General features: G+C 64.5%; 15 protein-coding genes. 7 read left to right on the top strand and 8 right to left on the bottom strand.

Going from position 1 to position 19,868, the window contains the following annotated elements; all coding sequences use genetic code 11:
- Positions 1 to 885 carry a DUF817 domain-containing protein gene (locus tag BTJ49_RS11015; protein WP_168184722.1) on the bottom strand — a complete coding sequence of 295 codons (885 nt, stop codon included), beginning with the start codon at positions 883 to 885 and terminating at the stop codon, positions 1 to 3.
- 145 nt (positions 886 to 1,030) lie between these two features.
- Between BTJ49_RS11015 and BTJ49_RS11010 the strand changes: the two genes are divergently transcribed.
- Positions 1,031 to 1,333, top strand: coding sequence for a hypothetical protein (locus BTJ49_RS11010; RefSeq protein ID WP_113065459.1), 303 nt, complete (start codon positions 1,031 to 1,033; stop codon positions 1,331 to 1,333).
- On the opposite strand, the gene BTJ49_RS11005 is transcribed toward BTJ49_RS11010, so the two are convergent.
- The 4 genes from BTJ49_RS11005 to BTJ49_RS10990 are packed head-to-tail and all read right to left on the bottom strand — an operon-like array spanning position 1,326 to position 3,554.
- Positions 1,326 to 1,883, bottom strand: coding sequence for a GNAT family N-acetyltransferase (locus BTJ49_RS11005; protein ID WP_113065458.1), 558 nt, complete (start codon positions 1,881 to 1,883; stop codon positions 1,326 to 1,328). The two genes, BTJ49_RS11010 and BTJ49_RS11005, sit on opposite strands and share 8 nt — an antisense overlap.
- The gene (locus BTJ49_RS11000; protein ID WP_113065457.1) at positions 1,883 to 2,416 is read right to left on the bottom strand and encodes a tail fiber protein; all 534 of its coding nucleotides are present in this window, start codon (positions 2,414 to 2,416) and stop codon (positions 1,883 to 1,885) included. Before BTJ49_RS11000 ends, BTJ49_RS11005 begins: the two co-directional genes overlap by 1 nt.
- A gap of 48 nt (positions 2,417 to 2,464) precedes the next feature.
- The gene (locus BTJ49_RS10995) at positions 2,465 to 2,998 is read right to left on the bottom strand and encodes a tail fiber protein (RefSeq protein WP_113065614.1); all 534 of its coding nucleotides are present in this window, start codon (positions 2,996 to 2,998) and stop codon (positions 2,465 to 2,467) included.
- Positions 2,999 to 3,044: 46 nt separating this feature from the next.
- Positions 3,045 to 3,554 (bottom strand): tail fiber protein, encoded by a 510-nt coding sequence (locus BTJ49_RS10990; RefSeq protein ID WP_113065456.1) that lies wholly within the window; start codon positions 3,552 to 3,554, stop codon positions 3,045 to 3,047.
- Positions 3,555 to 3,861: 307 nt separating this feature from the next.
- Between BTJ49_RS10990 and BTJ49_RS10985 the strand changes: the two genes are divergently transcribed.
- Positions 3,862 to 8,436, top strand: coding sequence for a putative Ig domain-containing protein (locus tag BTJ49_RS10985; protein WP_168184721.1), 4,575 nt, complete (start codon positions 3,862 to 3,864; stop codon positions 8,434 to 8,436).
- A gap of 138 nt (positions 8,437 to 8,574) precedes the next feature.
- Complete coding sequence (locus BTJ49_RS10980) at positions 8,575 to 10,464, top strand: alpha/beta fold hydrolase (RefSeq protein WP_168184720.1); 1,890 nt, start codon at positions 8,575 to 8,577, stop codon at positions 10,462 to 10,464.
- Positions 10,465 to 10,536: 72 nt separating this feature from the next.
- Here the strand turns inward: BTJ49_RS10980 and glnA are convergent, their stop codons facing one another.
- Both glnA and BTJ49_RS15535 read right to left on the bottom strand, forming a co-directional pair.
- Positions 10,537 to 11,946, bottom strand: coding sequence for a type I glutamate--ammonia ligase (gene glnA, locus BTJ49_RS10975; RefSeq protein ID WP_113065453.1), 1,410 nt, complete (start codon positions 11,944 to 11,946; stop codon positions 10,537 to 10,539).
- Positions 11,947 to 11,984: 38 nt separating this feature from the next.
- On the bottom strand, positions 11,985 to 12,302 hold the full coding sequence (locus tag BTJ49_RS15535; protein WP_146742326.1) for a hypothetical protein: 318 nt from the start codon (positions 12,300 to 12,302) through the stop codon (positions 11,985 to 11,987).
- A 54-nt stretch (positions 12,303 to 12,356) separates the two neighbouring features.
- Here BTJ49_RS15535 and BTJ49_RS10970 point away from each other — a divergent pair, with 54 nt between their 5' ends.
- Positions 12,357 to 13,193 carry a class III extradiol ring-cleavage dioxygenase gene (locus tag BTJ49_RS10970; RefSeq protein ID WP_113065452.1) on the top strand — a complete coding sequence of 279 codons (837 nt, stop codon included), beginning with the start codon at positions 12,357 to 12,359 and terminating at the stop codon, positions 13,191 to 13,193.
- Between the two features lie 274 nt (positions 13,194 to 13,467).
- Positions 13,468 to 14,262 carry an undecaprenyl-diphosphate phosphatase gene (locus BTJ49_RS10965; RefSeq protein ID WP_113065451.1) on the top strand — a complete coding sequence of 265 codons (795 nt, stop codon included), beginning with the start codon at positions 13,468 to 13,470 and terminating at the stop codon, positions 14,260 to 14,262.
- A 37-nt stretch (positions 14,263 to 14,299) separates the two neighbouring features.
- On the opposite strand, the gene BTJ49_RS10960 is transcribed toward BTJ49_RS10965, so the two are convergent.
- Positions 14,300 to 15,259 (bottom strand): LysR family transcriptional regulator, encoded by a 960-nt coding sequence (locus BTJ49_RS10960; RefSeq protein WP_113065450.1) that lies wholly within the window; start codon positions 15,257 to 15,259, stop codon positions 14,300 to 14,302.
- A gap of 141 nt (positions 15,260 to 15,400) precedes the next feature.
- Between BTJ49_RS10960 and BTJ49_RS10955 the strand changes: the two genes are divergently transcribed.
- A complete protein-coding gene (locus tag BTJ49_RS10955; protein WP_113065449.1) occupies positions 15,401 to 16,666 on the top strand; it encodes an efflux RND transporter periplasmic adaptor subunit in 1,266 nt (421 codons plus the stop codon).
- Positions 16,667 to 16,675: 9 nt separating this feature from the next.
- Positions 16,676 to 19,867: an efflux RND transporter permease subunit gene (locus BTJ49_RS10950; RefSeq protein WP_113065448.1), complete on the top strand. Its 3,192-nt coding sequence runs from the start codon at positions 16,676 to 16,678 to the stop codon at positions 19,865 to 19,867.
- The last annotated feature ends 1 nt before the right edge of the window (position 19,868 follow it).

The raw sequence follows: 19,868 nt of genomic DNA, 5'->3' as shown, positions 1-19,868 counted from the left end.
CTACGGTGCTTGTCGGCCGATGCGCGCAGCTGGCGGAACGGCGCGATGCAGGCGTTGCTTGAGGCCCTTGAGGTCGGCCACGATCACAAAGGTCATCACCACCAGCAGTGCCCAGGAACCGATCTTCCCCGCGTGCACCATGCGCCAGCTCAGGTGCTGATCGGGGTAGGTCCACGCGCCGAGGAAGGTCGCCGCGTTCTCGGCGAGCCACAGGAAAAAGCCGATCAGCACGAACGCCAGCGGCAGCGGCATCCACAGGCGTCGTCGCCACGGCGTGAAGTACACCCGCGTGCGGCGGTACAGTCCGAGCAACAGCAGGGCCAGCAGCCAGCGCAGATCGGGCAGGAAGTGGTGGGTGAAGAAGTTGGCGTAGATCGCGATCGCCACGGCGGCGCTCCGTCGCGGATCGGGCGCATCGTGCAGGCGCAGATCGAAATGGCGCCAGGCCTGGATCATGTAACTGGCTACCGCGGCATACATGAACCCAGCGTACAGCGGTACGCCGAGCAGTTTGCTGTAGGCAAACTCGGGGTAGTTCCAGGAGCCGATGGCCGGGTTGGACTTGAACGCCTCCAGCGCGAAGCCGAGCAGGTGGAACAGGCAGATGGCTTTCAGTTCGTCACGCGTTTCCAGGCCGGTCCACAGCATCGCGGCTTGCAGCGCGATGGCCCCGAGCAGAATGGCGTCGTAGCGAGGTAGAGGCGCAGTCGACAGCGCACGCGATGCAGCCAGCACCAGAAAGAAGCCGCCTGCGAAGCTGCAGCTGACGGCTTCCTTCAGGCCGAACCAGAGGAATTCGCGCAGCGCGTCCGCGCGCACGGTGTGCGGTGCAGTCAGCCAGGCGCGCAACACGCGGATATTCGCCATCGGGAAACGCAAGGTCATGCGTGCAAGCATGGCTGTGCGCGAAGCGGTGGCTCGGGCGGAACGTGGCATCGCGAAGTACGGATGCGGGCATCACGATGACAAATACATTGAACCGTGCCGCCGCCCTTGGCATGCTGCATTGATCAAACAGGGAGAGGAAGACATGCAGGTCATGCAGCTCGGCGATTTCGCATCGCGTGTGAACGAGACGTTCACGGTGAGCCTCGATCAGGGAGAGGGCAACGCGCCGTTCGTGCTGGTCGAAGCGCGACCGGTGAATGCACCGACCACGCAGTCCGGTCAGGCCCGCGATCCATTCTCACTGCTTTTCCGCAACGAGGCAGCGATCCTGTTCCCGCAGCGTATCTACCGCATGCATCACGAGGCGACCGGCGAATTCGGCATTTTCCTGGTGCCGATCGCGCGCGAGCGCGCGGGATTCCTGTATCAGGCGGTGTTCAACTGACGTCGGTGTCCCAGCGCATGGCGCGGTGGGCGCCTTCGATGCCGGTTTCGCGAAAGCCCAGGCGAAGATAGAGCCGGTAGGCCGCCTCATTGCGCAGGTCCACATGCAGGCGCACGCCGCAGCCCGCTCGGGCTGCAGTCTGCTGTACGTGGATGATGAGAGCGGAGCCGAGTCCCCGACCGTGGATCTCGTCGAGCAGCGCGATATCGATGATCAGGAAGTCGGGGCCCTGGCGATCCAGATAGAGTCGTCCGACGGCACGGGTTTCTTCGAGTAGCACCAGGAATTCGGCATCGGCGAACTGCCGGACATAATGGGTGTGCTGCAGCGCGAACTGATCGGCCAGGAAACGCTCGCGCAATGCCTGTGGCCACCCGCTTGCGGCCAGTTCGGCGCTGCGGGTCTGCGCGTACAGGTGCCGGAGAAAGGGAATATCCTCAGCGCCGGCGTGCCGAAGCACGTAGCCATTCTGCTGCAGCGCCGAGGGCGTCTGCAGATGCGTCGTCGACCCTGCTGGGAAATCCGGCAGGGTCTGCGACTTCTTCGGCATCAGCTGAAGGACGGGTAGAGGCCCTGCAAGGCGATGCAGAAATTCACGGCAAGGTAGGGCTGGCGGTTTTCATGCGCCTGGCTGCCGCCGTCCGGTCCGATGCTGTTCGCATTGAAGGACGTATCCGGCTGCGCTCCGGTGACGAATGCAGGAACGTTACCCGGGAAAGTCAGCGCGTACCCGTTTTGGGGGTCGGTTGAACGTTTGCTCGGATCACGCTGCACGTAAAGGTTGAGTTCGTGGTTATGTGCCGGGATTTCCGAGCCGATGAGGTTCACTTGCGGTTCGCCGAACGGCTCGCCGACCGTTCGCGTACTCAAACCCGGTCCGCGCCCCTGGTTGGTCGGTGCGCGTCCCTGAAAATTGGGCAATGCAAAGGTGCTCTGTCCGTTGCCGCCGTATGCGGTGCCGATGAGCGAGAAAAGCGCCGTGTTCTGTGCGATGGGCAGCAGGCTGCCCGCGCAAGTCGCCCATCCTACGGGTGCGAAATTGAAGCCGAACAGCTGGATTTCGCCGATAAACGGTGTGGTCATGATGAAGTCCCCGAAAGCGTCAAGACAATGTGCAGGCTTGCGTCTGGTTCAGCTGCGCGACGGATAGATGCCGACATAGGCAATGCAGTACGAAGCCGTCAGCGTGGGCATGCAATTGTCGTGCGGCTGGTTGCCTCCACTGGGACCGACCGCGGAGGCTTGGAGCGGATAGGGCGAAAGTCCCGTGATGTCGCTGACGTACATGGTGTCCGAGTTGCTCGGTGTGCCCAGTTGCACGCTGGGGGACGGGGTATCGCTCGAAGCCGCCGCCGAAGTGGCGTGGAAAGGGTGCGAATGTTGCGGGATCTGCGTGTTGAGAAGCGTGACGGTCTCGCTACCGCCCTTTTGACCGATCGGTCGTGGCGTCAAGCCATTGCCGTTGCCGAAGCCAATCGGCAGTCGACCACGGAGGTCGGGCAAGCCGAAAGTGGTCCGGCCATCGCCACCGTATACAGTGCCAAGCAGGGAAAAGAGCGCATCGTATTGAGAGATGGGCAGTAGCGTTCCATCACAGGAAAGCCAGCCTCTGGGAATGCGCGGAAAGGAAAACAAGCGGATTTCGCCGACGAACGGTTCGCTCATGGTCATGCTCCAAAGTCTTTGGGGCCGCGGCACGCCGCGGCCGGCATCAGCTGCGCGACGGGAAAATGCCGCTCAGGGCGATGAAGAAATTCGTCGCCAGGTAGGGCTGCATGTTGTTATGCGCCTGACTGCCGCCCGAAGGGGTGACGGTCTGCGATGCGAGCGTGGCCTGAGTACCCGGCGCGGCGTAGAGGCTCTCACCACTGGTCTTGGCATAGAGCGCATCCGTGGGCAATCGAACCGCGGCGTCGGCGGTGCTGCCCATGAAGGCATGGACGTGTGCCGGCAGGGTACTGTTCGTCAGCGTGACGTTCTCGGCACCGCTGGCTTGCCCTTGCACGTAGCCGTTGTTCGGGTCGGCGCCGAGCGGCGCGCGCCCGCGCATGTCCGGCAGGGCAAACGTCGTGGTGCCGTTGCCGCCGTATTGCGTACCGAGAAGTGAAAAGAGTGCCTGGTTCTGCGCGATCGGAAGGATCTGTCCATCGCAGAGCGCGAAATGCGCAGGCGCGAAATTGAAACCGCCGAGCATGATCTGCCCGAGGAATACTTCGCTCATCCGACGTTCCCCCTCATCCGTATGGGTCCCCAATGGTGCCGGGCTGAATTTGAGTTCCTGAGTGTGCATCCAATTGCATCGCGGTGACAAGCGATATTTTGACCAAGCGTAATGCTGTGATCGGAAATTGTTTTTTTTGCCAAGTACTTCCTTGTGTGGAAAAGAACTGTTGTAATTGCCCGCGCAATAAGGGGATCGGTTCGCTAGGAATGGAACCGTTTTGCTCATGGGGAAAGATGGCGTGCCTGATCACTCGAATGGATCCGTGCACGGGGCGAGTCGACGCCGGGGCGCCAGGGAGTGGATCATGTTGTCGTCGATGACCGATGTATTTCGTGTGCGCACGAAGCGCAGCCGTGTGTCCGGTTGTATGCGTATGTTCAGCGCGTTGCTGGTGCTTTTCGCTGCAACGATGTGGTCGGGAACGGCGCTTGCCAATTGTTCGGCCGAGTCCCCGATCAACATCACCGTGGACTCGGGGGCGACCTACACCATCGACCTCACGGCTGATTACAACGACTGTGCACCTGCCGGCATCATCATGAGCGATCCGGTCTCTACGGCCCACGGCACGGTTACGCACAACAATGCTGCGCCGCCCAACTACAACGTACAGATCTATTACGCCAACAATGGCGACGGCGCCACGTCGGACACGTTCACATTCAATGACGGTGGGGGCTACATCGTCACGGTGAATGTCACCATCAATCCCGCGCCCATCAGCGTGACGCCGACTACGGTCTCTGCCGGTACTGCTGGCACGGCCTATCCCTCAACGAACTTCACGGCCACCGGTGGTACCGCGCCGTATACCTACTCGATCTCGACGGGCAGCCTGCCGGCCGGCATGAACTTGTCGTCGAACGGCACGCTGAGCGGCACGCCAACGGTGGCGGGAACATCCAATTTCACGGTCCAGGCAAAGGACGCGAATAATCTCATCGGTACCACGCCGTCGATCGCCTTGACGGTAAACGCACCGACCATCGCGGTCACGCCGAACACGGTTTCCAACGCCACCGTGGGCGTGGCTTATACGCCGACGACCTTCACGGCCAGCGGCGGCGCCACGCCGTACACCTATTCGGTATCGGCGGGCAGTCTGCCGGCCGGCATGAACTTGTCGTCGAACGGCACGCTGAGCGGCACGCCGACGGAAGCCGGTCCGTTCAATTTCACCGTTCAGGCGAAGGATGCGAACAACTTTGTCGGCAGCACGTCCTCGATCAGCATGACGGTGAACGCGCCGACCATCACGGTCGGTCCCGGTGCGATATCCAACATGCAAGTCGGCGTGCCCTACAGCCAGCAGTTCACCGCATCCGGCGGCACGCAGGGCAGCGGATACACGTTCGCGGCCTCGGGTACGGTGCCGGCTGGCCTGAGTCTGTCCAGCAGCGGCCTGCTTTCCGGCACGCCGACGTCGGCGACCAGTTCGGCTAGCTTCACGGTCACGGCGACGGACCAGAGCACGGGCACGGGTGCGCCGTTCTCCGGCTCACAGGGATATACGGTCAGTGTTGCTGCTCCGACGCTGTCGATTTCCCCGGTCTCGGGGACGACCCTGACCGCTGCGACGCAGAACAGCAGCTACAGCCAGTCGTTCACGGCCAGCGGCGGCAGCACCCCCTACAACTACCAGGTGACCGGCGGCACGCTGCCCAACGGTCTTTCGCTGAGTAACGGGGGGCAGTTGAGCGGTACGCCGACGGAGGCCGGCACGTTCAATTTCACCGTGACCGCGACCGACAGCTCGACGGGGACGGGCTCGCCGTTCACGGTTTCCGGTTCGTACACGCTCGATGTCCAGCCGATCGTGCCGGTGGCCAATCCGGTCACGATCAATGTGCCCTACAGCAGCACGGCGAATGTCGTTTCGACGAGTTTCTCCGGCGGCACGCCCACGTCGGTAGCCGTCGCTTCTCCTGCCAGCCACGGCACCGCAACGGCCAGTGGCACGACCATCACCTACACGCCGACCGCCGGCTACACGGGCGCCGATTCGTTCACCTACACCGGCACCAATTCGGCTGGCACTTCGGCGCCGGCCACGGCCAGCATCACCGTCTCCGCCCCGACGCTCGCGATCACGAGTTCGAGCGGCGGCACGTCGCTGACGGCCACCGTGGGCCAGTCCTTCACGCAGACTTTCACCTTCAGCGGCGGCAAGGCGCCGTATCAGGGCTACAGCATCACCGGCATTCCGGCTGGTCTGAGCGTCACCGGTTTCAACAACACCAGCATCACGATCTCGGGCACGCCCACGGTCAGCGGCTCCTTCACGCTGGCCGTCAGGGGTACCGATTCGAGTACCGGCACCAATGCGCCGTTCACCGTCAACCAGTCGTTCGCGCTGCAGATCAATGCGGCTTCGATGAGTCTGTCGCCGGGCACGTTGCCGAGCGCGACCGCAGGCACGTCCTACAATCAAGCGCTCACTGCTTCCGGCGGCATCGCTCCGTACACGTACGCGGTGACTTCGGGTGCGTTGCCGTCGGGGATGAGTCTGTCGGCGGCCGGCGTCCTCAGCGGCACGCCTTCTGCAGCCGGCACATTCCAGTTCCAGGTGACTGCGACCGACAGCAGCACCGGCGCCGGTTCGCCAGCTACCGCATCGGTGACCTACAACCTGACCGTGGGTGCACCCACGATCGTGCTGACGCCGAGCACGCTGCCGAACCTGCAGCAGGGCACGGCCTTCAGCCAGCAGCTGAGCGCGAGTGGCGGCACGGCGCCCTACACCTATCAGGTGACCTCGGGTTCGCTGCCGACCGGCTTGGCCCTGTCCTCAAGCGGCCTCATCAGCGGTACGCCGGCGGCGGCCGGACCCTACAACTTCACGGTGACGGCGACCGACGCCACGACGGGCAGTGCCGCGCCCTATTCGGGCAGCCAGGCCTATGCGGTCACCGTGGGCAGCAATCCGCCGATCGTGAGCGACGACACCGCCAGCACCCCGTCGCAGCAGGCGGTCACTATTCCCGTGACCAGCAACGACAGCGGCACGATCAACAGCATCGCCCTGGCCAGCACGCCTTCGCACGGCACCGCCACGGTCAATGGAACGTCGGTGGTGTACACGCCGACGGGTACGTTCTTCGGCACCGACACCTTCACCTACAAGGCCACCGGACCGGGCGGTACCTCGGCGGCGGCCACGGTGACCGTGACGGTGACCGCGCTGGCCGTGCCGACTGCCAAGAACCAGTCGGTGACCGTGCTGGGCGGCAAGTCGGTCAACATCGACGCGACCGCCGGCGCCAGCGGCGGGCCCTACACCAGTGTCGCCATTGCGACGCTGCCGGACGTGGGGACGGCGACCGTTTCGGGCACCACGATCACCTATGCCGCGCCGGCCACGGCTTCCGGCAAGCACAGCTTCACCTATACGCTGACCAACGCATATGGCACCTCGCAGCCGGCGACGGTCGCGGTGCAGATCAACCCACTGCCGCAGGCGCCTGATCTCAGCGCCAATGCCATGGCTGGCACGCCGGTGACGGTCAACCTGACCGACAAGGCCACCGGCGGACCGTTCACCGGCGCGAATCTGGTCTCGATCTCGCCGAGTACGGCGGGCAACGGTCAGATTCAGGCGGCCAGCGGTGGCGGATATCAGTTGCAGTTCACGCCGTCCAGCATGTACTCGGGCACGGTGAAGGTCGTTTATACGCTGAAGAACGCGTATGCGACGTCGGCGAACGCCACGGTCACGATCCACGTGACCGCGCGTCCGGACCCGAGCAAGGACGCCGAAGTGCGCGGACTGCTGAACGCACAGACGGACAGCACCCGACGCTTTGCGCGCGGCCAGCTGGACAACTTCGAGAGTCGCCTCGAAGCCCTGCACGGCGAAGGCGGAAGCCAAGGGCGCTTCAGCAACAGCCTGAGCTTCACCTCCGCCAGCAGCCGGATGCGCAACAATCCGATGAATGGCGCCATGGAGCTGATGCCGGCCTCGCAGATGCAACGCCGCTATTTGATGCAGCCGGCCGATGCCGATGAGACGCCGGTCGATACGCACGGCGCGTCCGATCCGAACGCCATGCATTTCTGGGTCGGCGGTGCAGTCAACTTCGGTGCGCAGAAACCGGGTACCAGCGTCGACGGCATCGACTTCAACACGTCGGGCATCAGCCTGGGTGCGGATCGGCGCCTGTCCTCGAGTTTCGTACTCGGCGCAGGCATCGGCTTCGGCCACGATTCCAGCGACATCGGCCACAAGGGAAGCCGCAGCACGGGTAATGCCTACAGCGCGGCGTTCTATGCCAGCTACCAGCCGGCCGAGTCGCTGTATCTGGATGCGTTGGCCGGGTATCAGCTGCTGTCCTTCGATGCGCGGCGCTACGTCACGGCCAATGGCAACCTCGTGCACGGCCAGCGTGACGGCAAGCAGTCCTTCGGCGCGCTGACGTTGACCTACGAATACGCCGGCGACAACGGTCTGCAGGTTTCACCCTACGGTCGTCTGGACATGGCTTCGGCCACGCTTGATGCCTACACCGAGAGCGGCGACAACCTGTACTCGCTGTATTACGAACGCCAGAATATCGACACCACCACGGGTGCGGCGGGTGTGCGTTTGCGTCGCGCGTTCAAGCGTGACTTCGGCGTGCTGGTGCCGATGCTGCGCATCGAGTACCGGCATGACTTCCAGGGCGACAGCAGCGCGGTCATGCGCTACGCCGACCTGCTGGCCGGGCCGTTGTACCGCGTGAATGTCGGCAGCCGTGCGCAGAACCACACGGTGGTCGGCCTGGGGCTGGAGACGCAGACCGATGGCGGCACCAGCTTCCGCATCGAGTACCAGAGTCAGTTCGACAGCGCGACCCGTCGCGACCAGTCGATCCAGCTCCGCTTCGAGACGCCGTTCCATTGAGCGAATTCCCCGGCCGGTGCGACATCGCACCGGTCGGGGCTGCGCTCAGCCAGGTGATATTCGTAGGATGTCGCCACCTCCATGCCGTTCCGATCGCTTGGAACAGGCCAAGGTCCGTCCAGATTGCGGGACAGGGAAATGATTGCATCTTGCATTGCCGTGCTGGCCATGAATGCGGCCGCACTTGCGCACGCGCCGCCTACGGTCGCGCAGCTGTTTCAGCGGAACCGATACGAGCGGGTCGAAGTTTCGCCGGATGGATCGAAGCTGGCCATTGCCTATCGGGTGGACGAAGGCACCCGGGTGACTGTGATCGACAGCGCGACCCGCAAGCCGATCACACAGGTGGATCCGGGTTCGCGCGGTGAAGTCGGCGAGCTGACCTGGCTCGGCAACGAGCGGTTGCTGCTGTCGGCCAATCGGCGCCTAGCCGGATACAACGTCTCCATCGTCGAGCCGCGGTTGTACTTGGTCGATTTGCACAAGAAGCACCCCAGGATTCTCGCGGACGATTTTCTCGGTACCATCGATGGCGACGATCGGCATGTCCTGGTGTCTTCGTGCGGGAATTTTCCCGGAGGCAACTGCGTGCGTCGCATCAATCTTCTCGATGACGACGAAAAAAGCGAATTGCTGGCCACCGCGCCCAAGCACACGTATCTGTTCAGCATCGATCACGCCGGGACCGTGCGTTTTGCACTGGGGTGGGACAAGAACGCGCGCAGTCGTCTGTACCTGCGTCAGGGCAAGGGCAAGTGGAAGCTGGTCAACGATAGCGACGTGTCCCATGTCGACGTGATCCCGCTCGGCATTGCCCGCGACAACCGCAGCGCCGTGCTGGATACGGAGCAGGTGACGGGTACCGATGTGCTGGAACGCTACGATTTCGCCACCGGCAAGCGCACACCGCTGCTACATGATCCCGATTCCGATCCATTGACGGTGATTCGTTCGTTCGACGGGCGCGGCATGATCGGCGCCTGGTATGGACCGGGACGCCCGCGTGCGCGTTACTTCATGACAGGCGTGGATGCCAAATGGCATCAAGCGCTGAACAAGTCCTTCCCCGATGGCAAGGTCATCGTGGAAAGCGCTTCCGACAACGGCAACATCGTCGTCGTGCGTGTCGTCAGTGACCGCAACCCGGGTCGTTTCTATCTGCTCGATCGTGCCACGCACAAGCTGGATCATCTGTTCGACGCCCGTCCGGACCTGGATTCGAAGCAGTTGCTGCCGACGCGGCCCTTCACGATGCAAGCGCGCGACGGCCTCACGTTGCACGGCTTCGTCACGCTGCCGCGTGGCGTGAGCGGGCATGCGCCCATGGTCGTGATCGTGCACGGCGGGCCGTACCTCATTCGCGATGACTGGACGTTCGACCCGGAGACCCAGCTATTGGCGACGCATGGCTATGCGGTGCTGCATGTGAATTTTCGCGGTTCTGGAGGCAGCGGTCTCGATTTCGTCGAGCGTGGCTATCGCCAATGGGGCAAGGCCATGCAGAACGACGTCACCGACGCGACGCGTTGGGCGATCAAGCAGGGCCTGGCCGATCCCGATCGCATCTGCATCTACGGTGCCAGTTACGGCGGTTACGCGGCACTGATGGGAGCGGCGCTGCAACCGAAACTCTACCGTTGCGCGATCGGCTACGCGGGTGTCTACGATCTCGCCCGTCTGTATCGCTGGGGAGATATCCATCGCAGCGATTACGGCATGCACTACCTGCACACGGTACTCGGGCTGGACAAGCGCGAGCTGGCGGCGCATTCGCCCGCCGAGCTTGCCGACCGCATCAAGGTGCCCGTCCTGCTTGCCCATGGAGCCATGGATGGACGTGTACCGTTGAAGTACGCGCGCGAAATGCGGCATGCGATGCGGCATGCGGGGCATCCGGTGGAATACCTCGAATACTCGTGGGAAGGGCATGGCCTGAGTCGACGGGACGACATCAAGGACTTCTACACGCACATGCTGGACTTTCTGCATGCGCATCTGGCCGCACCGGAGAAGGCGAACAGTTCCTGATCCGGCGTGCGTCATGCTTCATGAAAAAGGGGCGCCGAAGCGCCCCTTTTTCATGATCGATCCACGAGGCGATCAGAACGAGTAGTACATCGAGAACTCCAGCGGATGCGTGGAGGCGCGGTACTTGGTCACTTCCTGCATCTTCAGTGCGATGTAGCCGTCGATGAAGTCGTCGGTGAACACGTCGCCGGCCTTGAGGAAGTCGCGATCCTTGTCCAGTGCTTCCAGGGCCTGATCCAGGCTGGAGCAGACCTGCGGGATGTTCTTCTCCTCTTCCGGCGGCAGGTCGTACAGATCCTTGTCGGCGGGCGCGCCCGGGTCGATCTTGTTCATGATGCCGTCCAGGCCGGCCATCATCAGCGCGGTGAAGGTCAGGTAGCCGGACTGCATCGGGTCGGGGAAGCGCACTTCGATGCGGCGGCCCTTGGGGCTGGACACGTACGGGATGCGGCAACTTGCCGAGCGGTTGCGCGCCGAGTAGGCCAGCATCACCGGCGCCTCGAAGCCCGGCACCAGGCGCTTGTAGCTGTTGGTGGTGGCGTTGGCGAAGGCGTTGATGGCCTTGGCGTGCTTGAAGATGCCGCCGATGTACCACAGCGCGGTCTGCGACAGGCCGCCGTACAGGTCGCCCGCGAACAGGTTCTCGCCGCCCTTCGACAGGGACTGATGCACGTGCATGCCGGAGCCGTTGTCGCCGACCACCGGTTTGGGCATGAAGGTGGCGGTCTTGCCGTTCTCGTGGGCGACGTTCTTGACCACGTACTTCATCATCAGCAGTTCGTCGGCCTTCTTCACCAGCGTGTTGAAGCGCGTGCCGATCTCGCACTGGCCGGCGTTGGACACCTCGTGATGGTGCACTTCGACCACCTGGCCCAGCTCCTCCAGCACCTTGCACATGTCCGCGCGCAGGTCGCCCAGCGAATCGACCGGGCTGACCGGGAAGTAGCCGCCCTTCACGCCCGGACGATGGCCGGCATTGCCTTCCTCGTACTTGTAGCGTGAGCTCCAGTGGGCTTCCTGCGACTCGATCTCGTAGAACACGCGGCCCATGTCGTTCTGCCAGCGCACCGAATCGAACACGAAGAATTCCGGCTCCGGGCCGAAGAAGGCCGAGTCGGCGATGCCGGTGGACTTCAGGTAGGCCTCGCCGCGGCGCGCGATGGAGCGCGGATCGCGGCCGTAGGCCTGCATGGTCGACGGCTCCAGCACGTCGCAGGTCAGGATCAGCTGCTTGTGACCGCTGAACGGATCGATCAGCGCCGTGTCCGGATCCGGCATCAGAATCATGTCGGACTCGTTGATGCCCTTCCAGCCGGAGATCGACGAGCCGTCGAACATCTTGCCGTCCTCGAAGGTCGACTCGTCGACGGTGTGCGCGGGGTAGGTGACGTGATGCTGCTTGCCGAGTATGTCCGCGAAGCGGAAGTCGACAAACTCGATGTTCTCGTCCTTGATCAGTTTCAGTACGGCGTTGGCGGTCATGGAGGCATCCAGCGTTGATGGGTGAGAGACAGTGCCCTTTAAGCATAGGGCATGCCACGGGCAAAGCGCGTCGCCATGCGGTGCAGACGGATGCCAGGGCCACTTTTTGCACCAAATTCATGCAAAAGAACTACAGCTTGCACAAGCATGGTGATTCCGGTGCACGTGTCCAGCCCGCCATGGATGGCATCGCTCGCTCTGGGGCGATCGCTCGGCATGATCGGGAAACGCTTTGTTCGCGCTTTTTCGATTGCAAACTTCCAGCGCGACGCCAACATCGGTGACATCACCGGTCCCTGACGCACGCCGGTGTGGCGCGCCGGCAGCTGGGCGGGAAGATCCAGCCGGACGCGCACGTGACCCCGGACCGGTGGGTTCGCGGTCCCGCGTCGACATCACGAGAACCCGTCATGAGCGCGCCGCGTTTTCCCACCTATTTCCTCTCCCACGGCGGCGGCCCCTGGCCGTACATGAAAGGGCCGATGCGCGAACACTACCGCCTGCTGGAACGGTCGTTGCAGGATCTTCCCGCCCAGCTGCCGGAGCGGCCGCGTGCGGTACTGGTGGTGACCGGGCATTGGGAAGAAGACGCATACACAGTGTCGTCCTCGCCTGCACCAGGCATGGTGTTCGACTACTACGGGTTTCCCGAATACCTGTATCACATCCAGTATCCGGCGCCAGGTGCGCCGACGCTGGCCGAGCGCGTGCGCGGATTACTGTCCGCGGCGGATCTGCCGGCGCGCGCCGATGCCGAACGCGGCTTCGACCACGGCACGTTCAGCATGATGAAGCCGATCTATCCGGATGCAGACATGCCGATCGTGCAGCTGTCGCTGCGACACGGTTACGACCCGGCCGAGCACTGGCGCGCGGGCCAGGCGCTAGCGCCGCTGCGCGACGAGGGCATCCTCATCGTGGGCAGCGGACTGAGCTACCACAATCTGTCGAAGTTCGGCCCCGCCGGCGCGGAGCCGGCCATGCAGTTTGACGGTTGGCTACGGCAAACCCTGGCCGCCGGCCCCGAGGCGCGGCGCGAAGCGCTGATGCACTGGGCGCAGGCGCCCTCGGCGCGCGAAGCTCATCCGCGCGAGGATCACCTGATCCCGTTGATGGTGGTGCTGGGCGCGGCGCAGGATGATCCGGCGGTATGCGTCTATGGCGAGCGCTTCATGGGGGTGGCCGCGTCGAGTTTCCGCTTCGGCGCGGATCGCACGCCGACGGCCTTCGATGAGCTGGCGGCCTGAGCGTCCCCCGCCGATCATTCGGCCGGCGGGCGGATAAGACACAAGTACCGGTGCAGGCGCACCCGTGAGCGTATGGAGCGGGACCCGCACCGCATGCCTCATGCACATCGTGCGAATTGCTGGTGCAGATTACGAGGCATGTCGCAGGGAAGCGGCTGGAGCCAAGGCGAAAGTCACCGTGTGACGGGTTCATTGCGCGATTTGCCCGTGTTTTGCCCCGATTTCCGACGACGTTACGCGTACACTGCGGTTTTTTGCGACGGACCCCGCGCCCATGCACGACCTGATCCGCGTCATCGTCCTCGGCATCATCGAGGGCATTACCGAGTTCCTGCCGATCTCCTCGACTGGCCACCTGTTGATCGCCGAACGCTGGCTCGGCGCGCGCTCGGATCTGTTCAACGTCGGCATTCAGGCGGGCGCGATCCTGGCGGTGACGCTGATCTACTGGAAGCGCATCTGGCAGCTGCTGACGCAGTGGCGCGATCCGGCCAACCGCGACTACCTGTTCAAGCTCATTGTCGCGTTCCTCATCACCGCCGTGCTCGGGCTGATCGCGGTCAAGCACGGCTTCAAGCTGCCGGAGACGGTGACGCCGGTGGCGTGGGCGCTGATCGTCGGTGGCTTCTGGATGCTGGCGGCCGAGCAGGTCGCCGCGCGCAAGCCGGACCGGCGCGAGATTACCTGGACCGTGGCGATCCTGGTCGGCATCGCGCAGATGGTTGCCGGCATCTTCCCCGGCACATCGCGCTCGGCCGCGACCATTTTCGCGGCCATGCTGTTCGGCACCAGCAACCGCGAGTCGGCGACCGAATTCGCATTTCTGGTCGGCATCCCGACCATGTACGCGGCGACCGGCTACGAAATGCTGAAAGTGCTGCAGGACGGCGGCGCGGCGCACGAGGACTGGACGGCGCTGGGCGTAGGCTTCGTGGTCTCGGCCATCGTCGCCTTCATCGCCGTGAAGTGGCTGCTCGGCTACATACGTACGCACCGCTTCACGCCGTTCGCGATCTACCGGATCGCGCTGGGCGTGGCCCTGCTGCTGCTGCTTCCGGGCGGCGCCTGAGGCAGTTCGCCGCCGCGTTGGGCGGCGGCGAGGGTCGTCACGCTTCGACCGGCTCCGGCGGGCGCGCTTTCTTCGCGGGCTTGCCGAGCTTGGTCGCCATCGGCTCGTTGGTGCGGTCGAACAGCTCGCGCACCCACTCGATGAACACCTGCACGCGCGCCGACAGGTGCTTGCGCTGCGGATAGACGATCCACACGGGTTTGCCGGTCGAGATCGTCTCCGGCATCACCACTTCAAGCATGCCCTTGTCGAGCATGCACGAGGCCAGCATTCGCGGAGTCTGGGTGATGCCCAATCCCGCCGCCACCGCTTGCAGCACTGATTCACCGTCGTTGATGAGCATGTGCGCGTCGATGTCGACGGCCTGCTGGCCGCCGGGCGTGTCGAACTGCCATGGTCGTGGTCGCCCGTTGGGCAGGACATAGTTGATGCAGCGATGGTTCTTCAGGTCGTCGATGCTGCGCGGCGCGCCGAAGCGTTCCAGATATGCCGGTGAGGCGCAGACGATGTTGCGCAGGTAGCCGATCTTGCGCGCGATCAGGCTGGAATCGTCCAGCTGGCCGACGCGGATCGCGCAATCCAGGCCCTCGCCGTTGAGGTTGGATGGCGAATCGGTCATCGACAGTTCCAGACGGATGTCGGGATAGCGCTGCTCGAATTCGTCCAGCCGCGGGATCACTGCCGCGCGGCCCACGGACAGCGAGATGCCCACCCGCAACTTGCCGGTCGGCTTGCGATTGGCGCGGTCGAGTGCCTCGGTCGCCTCGTTGAGATCGGCAAGTATCTCCTTGCAACGTGCATAGAACGCGGCGCCATCGTCGGTCAAACGTAGTGAGCGAGTGGAGCGAAACAGGAGCCGGGCGCCGAGCTGGGTCTCCAGGCGCGTGACCGCCCGGCTGACCCCCGAGGGCGTCATGCCGAGCTGCTTGGCGGCGGCGGCGAAGGTCTTCGCGTCGACCACGCGGACGAACGCGGATATGGCTGAAAAGTCTTCCATCGTGGGTTTTTCCCGTCGATTCGTGACTGTGGCTCAAGAGTGAATTGAGCGTAGAACGTATTTTCTATACTGGCAAGTGTACCTATTCTCTCGACCCCTCGCCGGGCACGTGCCCGGCCGCAAAGACTCCGGGAGCTCGAGATGATCAAGAAGCGATGGGTATTTCTCCCTCTGCTCGCCATCGCGGTGGGCGGCAGCGCATGGCTGCTGCACGGTCGCGCGCCGGCGGGCACGGCAGGCGCCGGCATGAAGCCCGCGGTGACCGTGGCCCGCGTGCTGACCCGCAAGGTCAGCGACAGCGCGGACTTCACCGGTCGCCTGCAGGCCGTGAACACGGTGCAGGTACGGCCCCGCGTCAGCGGGTTCGTCGAATCGGTGCACTTCGACGAAGGCGCGCTGGTGCACAAGGGCGACGTGCTGTTCCAGCTGGACGCCCGCCCGTACCAGGCCGAAGTGGATCGTCTGCGCGCCAGCCTGGCCCAGGCCAAGGCCGAACGAGCGCTGGCGCAGACCAACCAGCGTCGCGGCGAGATGCTGCTGGCCCAACACGCCATCGCGCAGCAGGAAGCGGATCGGCTGGATACGGCGGCGCAGAGTGCGCAGGCCACGTTCGACGCCACGCGCGCGGCGCTGGCGGCGGCGCAGCTGAAACTGGATTTCACCAAGGTGCGCGCGCCCATCGATGGCCGCGTCAGCAACATCCGCATCACGCCGGGCAATCTGGTCGGCACCCGCGACGTATTGACCAGCGTGGTCACCGTCAATCCGGTGTACGTGTACTTCGATGTCGACGAGCAGACCTGGCTCAAGCTCGACCACCTGCGCGCCGAGGCGGCGCGGAACGGCGGCACCGCGCACATCGGCGCGACCATGGGGCTGGCCGATGAGACCGGCTATCCGCATCGCGGCCGCATCGACTTCGTCGACAACCAGCTGCACAGCGGCTCCGGCACGATGCGCCTGCGCGCGGTGTTCGATAATCGCGACGGCCTGTACACGCCGGGCCTGTATGCGCGCGTGAAGCTGCAGAGCGGCGCACCGCGGCCGCGTCTGCTGGTCGACGACCGCGCTATCGGCACCGACCTGGGCAACCAGTTCGTGTACGTGCTCGACAAGCAGAACAAGGTCGCCTACCGCAAGGTCGAGACCGGTGGGCTGTACCACGGCCTGCGCGTCATCGACGGCGGTCTGAAGGGCGATGCGATGGTGGTCGTCAACGGCCTGCAGCACGTGCGCCCCGGCGTCGAGGTCAAGCCTGAGCGCGTGGCGATGGACTACCGCCTGGACGCGCACGACAGGGCGCTGGTCGAGGCCACCGCGCCGCATGCGAAGAAGCATCCCACACCCGATGACGCGACCGCGTCCGTGACGACCGCCGCGGTCGGTCACGGCGCGTCGAAGGACTGAATCCGTCCCATGAAGAATTTTGCCCAGTTTTTCGTTGACCGGCCGATCATGGCCGCGGTGCTGTCGCTGCTGTTCGTGATCGCAGGCAGCATCGCGGTCTTCCAGCTGCCGATCAGCGAATATCCCGAAGTGGTGCCGCCCACCGTGGTAGTGCACGCCCGCTATCCGGGCGCTAATCCCAAGGTCATCGCCGAGACTGTCGCCACGCCGCTGGAGGAACAGATCAACGGCGTGCAGGGCATGCTGTACAGCGCCTCGCAGTCGACCAGCGACGGCGCGTTGACCCTGACCGTGACCTTCGCCCTCGGCACGGATCTGGACAACGCCCAGGTCGAAGTGCAGAACCGTGTCGCGCAGGCGCTGCCCAAGCTGCCCGAGGAAGTGCAGCGACTGGGCGTGACCACGCAGAAGAGTTCACCCGACCTGACCATGGTCGTGCACCTGACCTCGCCCAACAAACGCTACGACATGCTGTACCTGTCGAACTACGCGCGGCTGCACGTGAAGGACGTGCTCGGCCGCCTGCAGGGCGTGGGTGACGTGCAGATCTTCGGCGCCGGCCAGTACAGCATGCGCGTGTGGCTGGACCCGCAGAAGCTGGCCCAGCGCAGCCTGACCACGGGGGATGTGGTCAAGGCGATCCGCGAGCAGAACGTGCAGGTCGCCGCCGGTGCGCTGAATGCGCCGCCGGGTCCGACGCATTCGGCGTTCCAGCTCAACATCAACACGCGCGGGCGTCTGGTCAGCGCGGACGACTTCCGCAACATCATTCTGCGCACCGATGCCGATGGCGGCGTGGTGCATCTGGGCGACGTCGCCCGCGTACAGCTCGGTTCGGACAACTACGCACTGCGCAGCCTGCTCGACAACAAGCCGGCGGTGGCAATGCCGATCTTCGCCCGTCCGGGTTCCAACGCCATCCAGATTTCCGACGAAGTGCGCGCCACCATGGCGCGGCTGAAGAAGAATTTTCCGCAGGGCGTGGACTATTCCATCGTCTACGATCCGACCGTGTTCGTGCGCGGCTCGATCGAGGCGGTCGCGCATACGCTGCTGGAAGCGATCCTGCTGGTGGTGCTGGTGGTGATTCTGTTCCTGCAGACCTGGCGCGCGTCGATCATTCCACTGGTGGCGGTGCCGGTGTCGTTGATCGGCACGTTCGCGGTGATGTTCGTGGCCGGCTTCTCGCTGAACGCGCTGTCGCTGTTCGGGTTGGTGCTGGCGATCGGCATCGTGGTCGACGACGCCATCGTGGTGGTGGAGAACGTCGAGCGGCACATCGAGCTGGGCCAGTCGCCGCGCGAGGCCACGCGCAAGGCCATGCGCGAGGTCACCGGACCGATCGTGGCCACGGCGCTGGTGCTGTGCGCGGTGTTTGTGCCGACCGCCTTCGTCAGCGGCCTGACCGGCCAGTTCTACCGTCAATTCGCGCTGACCATCGCCATCTCCACGGTGATCTCGGCGTTCAACTCGCTGACCCTGAGTCCGGCGCTGGCCGCTGTGCTGCTGAAGGGCCACGACGCGCCCAAGGATCGTCTGACGCGCTGGATGGAGCGCGGTCTGGGCTGGCTGTTCCATCCGTTCAACCGATTGTTCCATCGCGGATCGGACGCGTACGTCGGCGGCGTGAAACGCGTGCTCGGCAAGGGCACCATCGCGCTGGTGATCTATGCCGGCCTGATCGGCCTGACCTGGTTCGGTTTTGCCCACGTGCCGAGCGGCTTCGTGCCGACGCAGGACAAGCAGTATCTGGTGTCGTTCGCGCAGCTGCCGGACGCGGCCACGCTGGACCGCACCGAGGACGTCATACACCGCATGAGCGCGATCGCGCTGAAGCAGCCGGGCGTGCAGAGCGCGGTGGCGTTTCCGGGCCTGTCCATCAACGGCTTCACCAACAGTTCCAACTCCGGCATCGTGTTCGTGACGCTGAAGCCGTTCGACCAGCGCCGCAGCAAGGCGCTGTCGGCCGGCGCCATCGCCGGTGCGCTGAACCAGAAGTACGCGTCGATCCAGGACGCCTACATTGCCGTGTTCCCGCCGCCGCCGGTGATGGGGCTGGGCACGATCGGCGGCTTCCGCATGCAGATCGAGGACCGCGCCGACCGCGGCTTCGACGCGCTGTACAAGCAGACCCAGAACCTGATCGCCAAGAGCCGCAAGGACCCGGCGCTGGCCGGCCTGTTCTCCAGCTTCCAGGTCAGCGTGCCGCAGGTGGACGCCGACGTGGACCGCGAGAAGGCCAAGGCCGAAGGCGTCAGCTTGACCGATGCCTATCAGACCATGCAGGCCTACCTCGGTTCGCTGTACGTCAACGACTTCAACCGCTTCGGCCGTACCTACCCGGTCAATGTCTCGGCGGATCCGGCCTTCCGCCACACGCCGCAGGACATTCTCGGCCTGAAGACGCGCAACGCGCAGGGGCAGATGGTGCCGCTGGGTTCGTTCGTCACCGTGCACCGCGGTTCCGGCCCGGACCGCGTGCAGCACTACAACGGCTACCCGACCGCGGAGATCAACGGCGGTCCCGCGCCCGGCTTCAGTTCCGGTCAGGCGCAGGCGGCCATGGAAAAGCTGGCCAAGGACAACCTGCCCAACGGCATGAGCTTCGAGTGGACCGAGCTGACCTACCAGCAGATCCTCGCCGGCAACACCGCGGTGCTGGTGTTCCCGCTGTGCGTGCTGCTGGTGTTCCTGGTGCTGTCGTCGCTGTACGAGAGCTGGTCGTTGCCGCTGGCGGTGATCTCGATCGTGCCGATGGTGCTGCTGTCGGCCATCGCCGGCGTGTGGCTGAGCGGCGGCGACAACAACATCTTCACCCAGATCGGCCTGATCGTGCTGGTGGGCCTGGCGTGCAAGAACGCGATCCTGATCGTCGAGTTCGCCCGTGAACGCCAGCACGAGGGCATGTCCCGGCACGAGGCGGTGTTGCAGGCGGCGAAGCTGCGACTGCGTCCGATCCTGATGACCTCGTTCGCGTTCATCATGGGTGTGGTGCCGCTGGTGACCTCGCACGGCGCCGGTGCGGAGATGCGTCACGCCATGGGCGTGGCCGTGTTCTCCGGCATGCTCGGCGTGACGCTGTTCGGCCTGATCTACACGCCGCTGTTCTATGTCGTCATTCGCGCCCTGGTGGAACGCCGCCAGGCGCGCGCCCGGGAGCGCGCTGAGCAGCATGCGCTGCCGCAGTTGGAGCATTCCTGAG

Origin of the sequence: Oleiagrimonas sp. MCCC 1A03011 (assembly GCF_003267965.1) — a bacterium.
Classification (GTDB): domain Bacteria; phylum Pseudomonadota; class Gammaproteobacteria; order Xanthomonadales; family Rhodanobacteraceae; genus Oleiagrimonas; species Oleiagrimonas citrea.
This window is presented reverse-complemented; position numbering and strand designations above follow the sequence as displayed.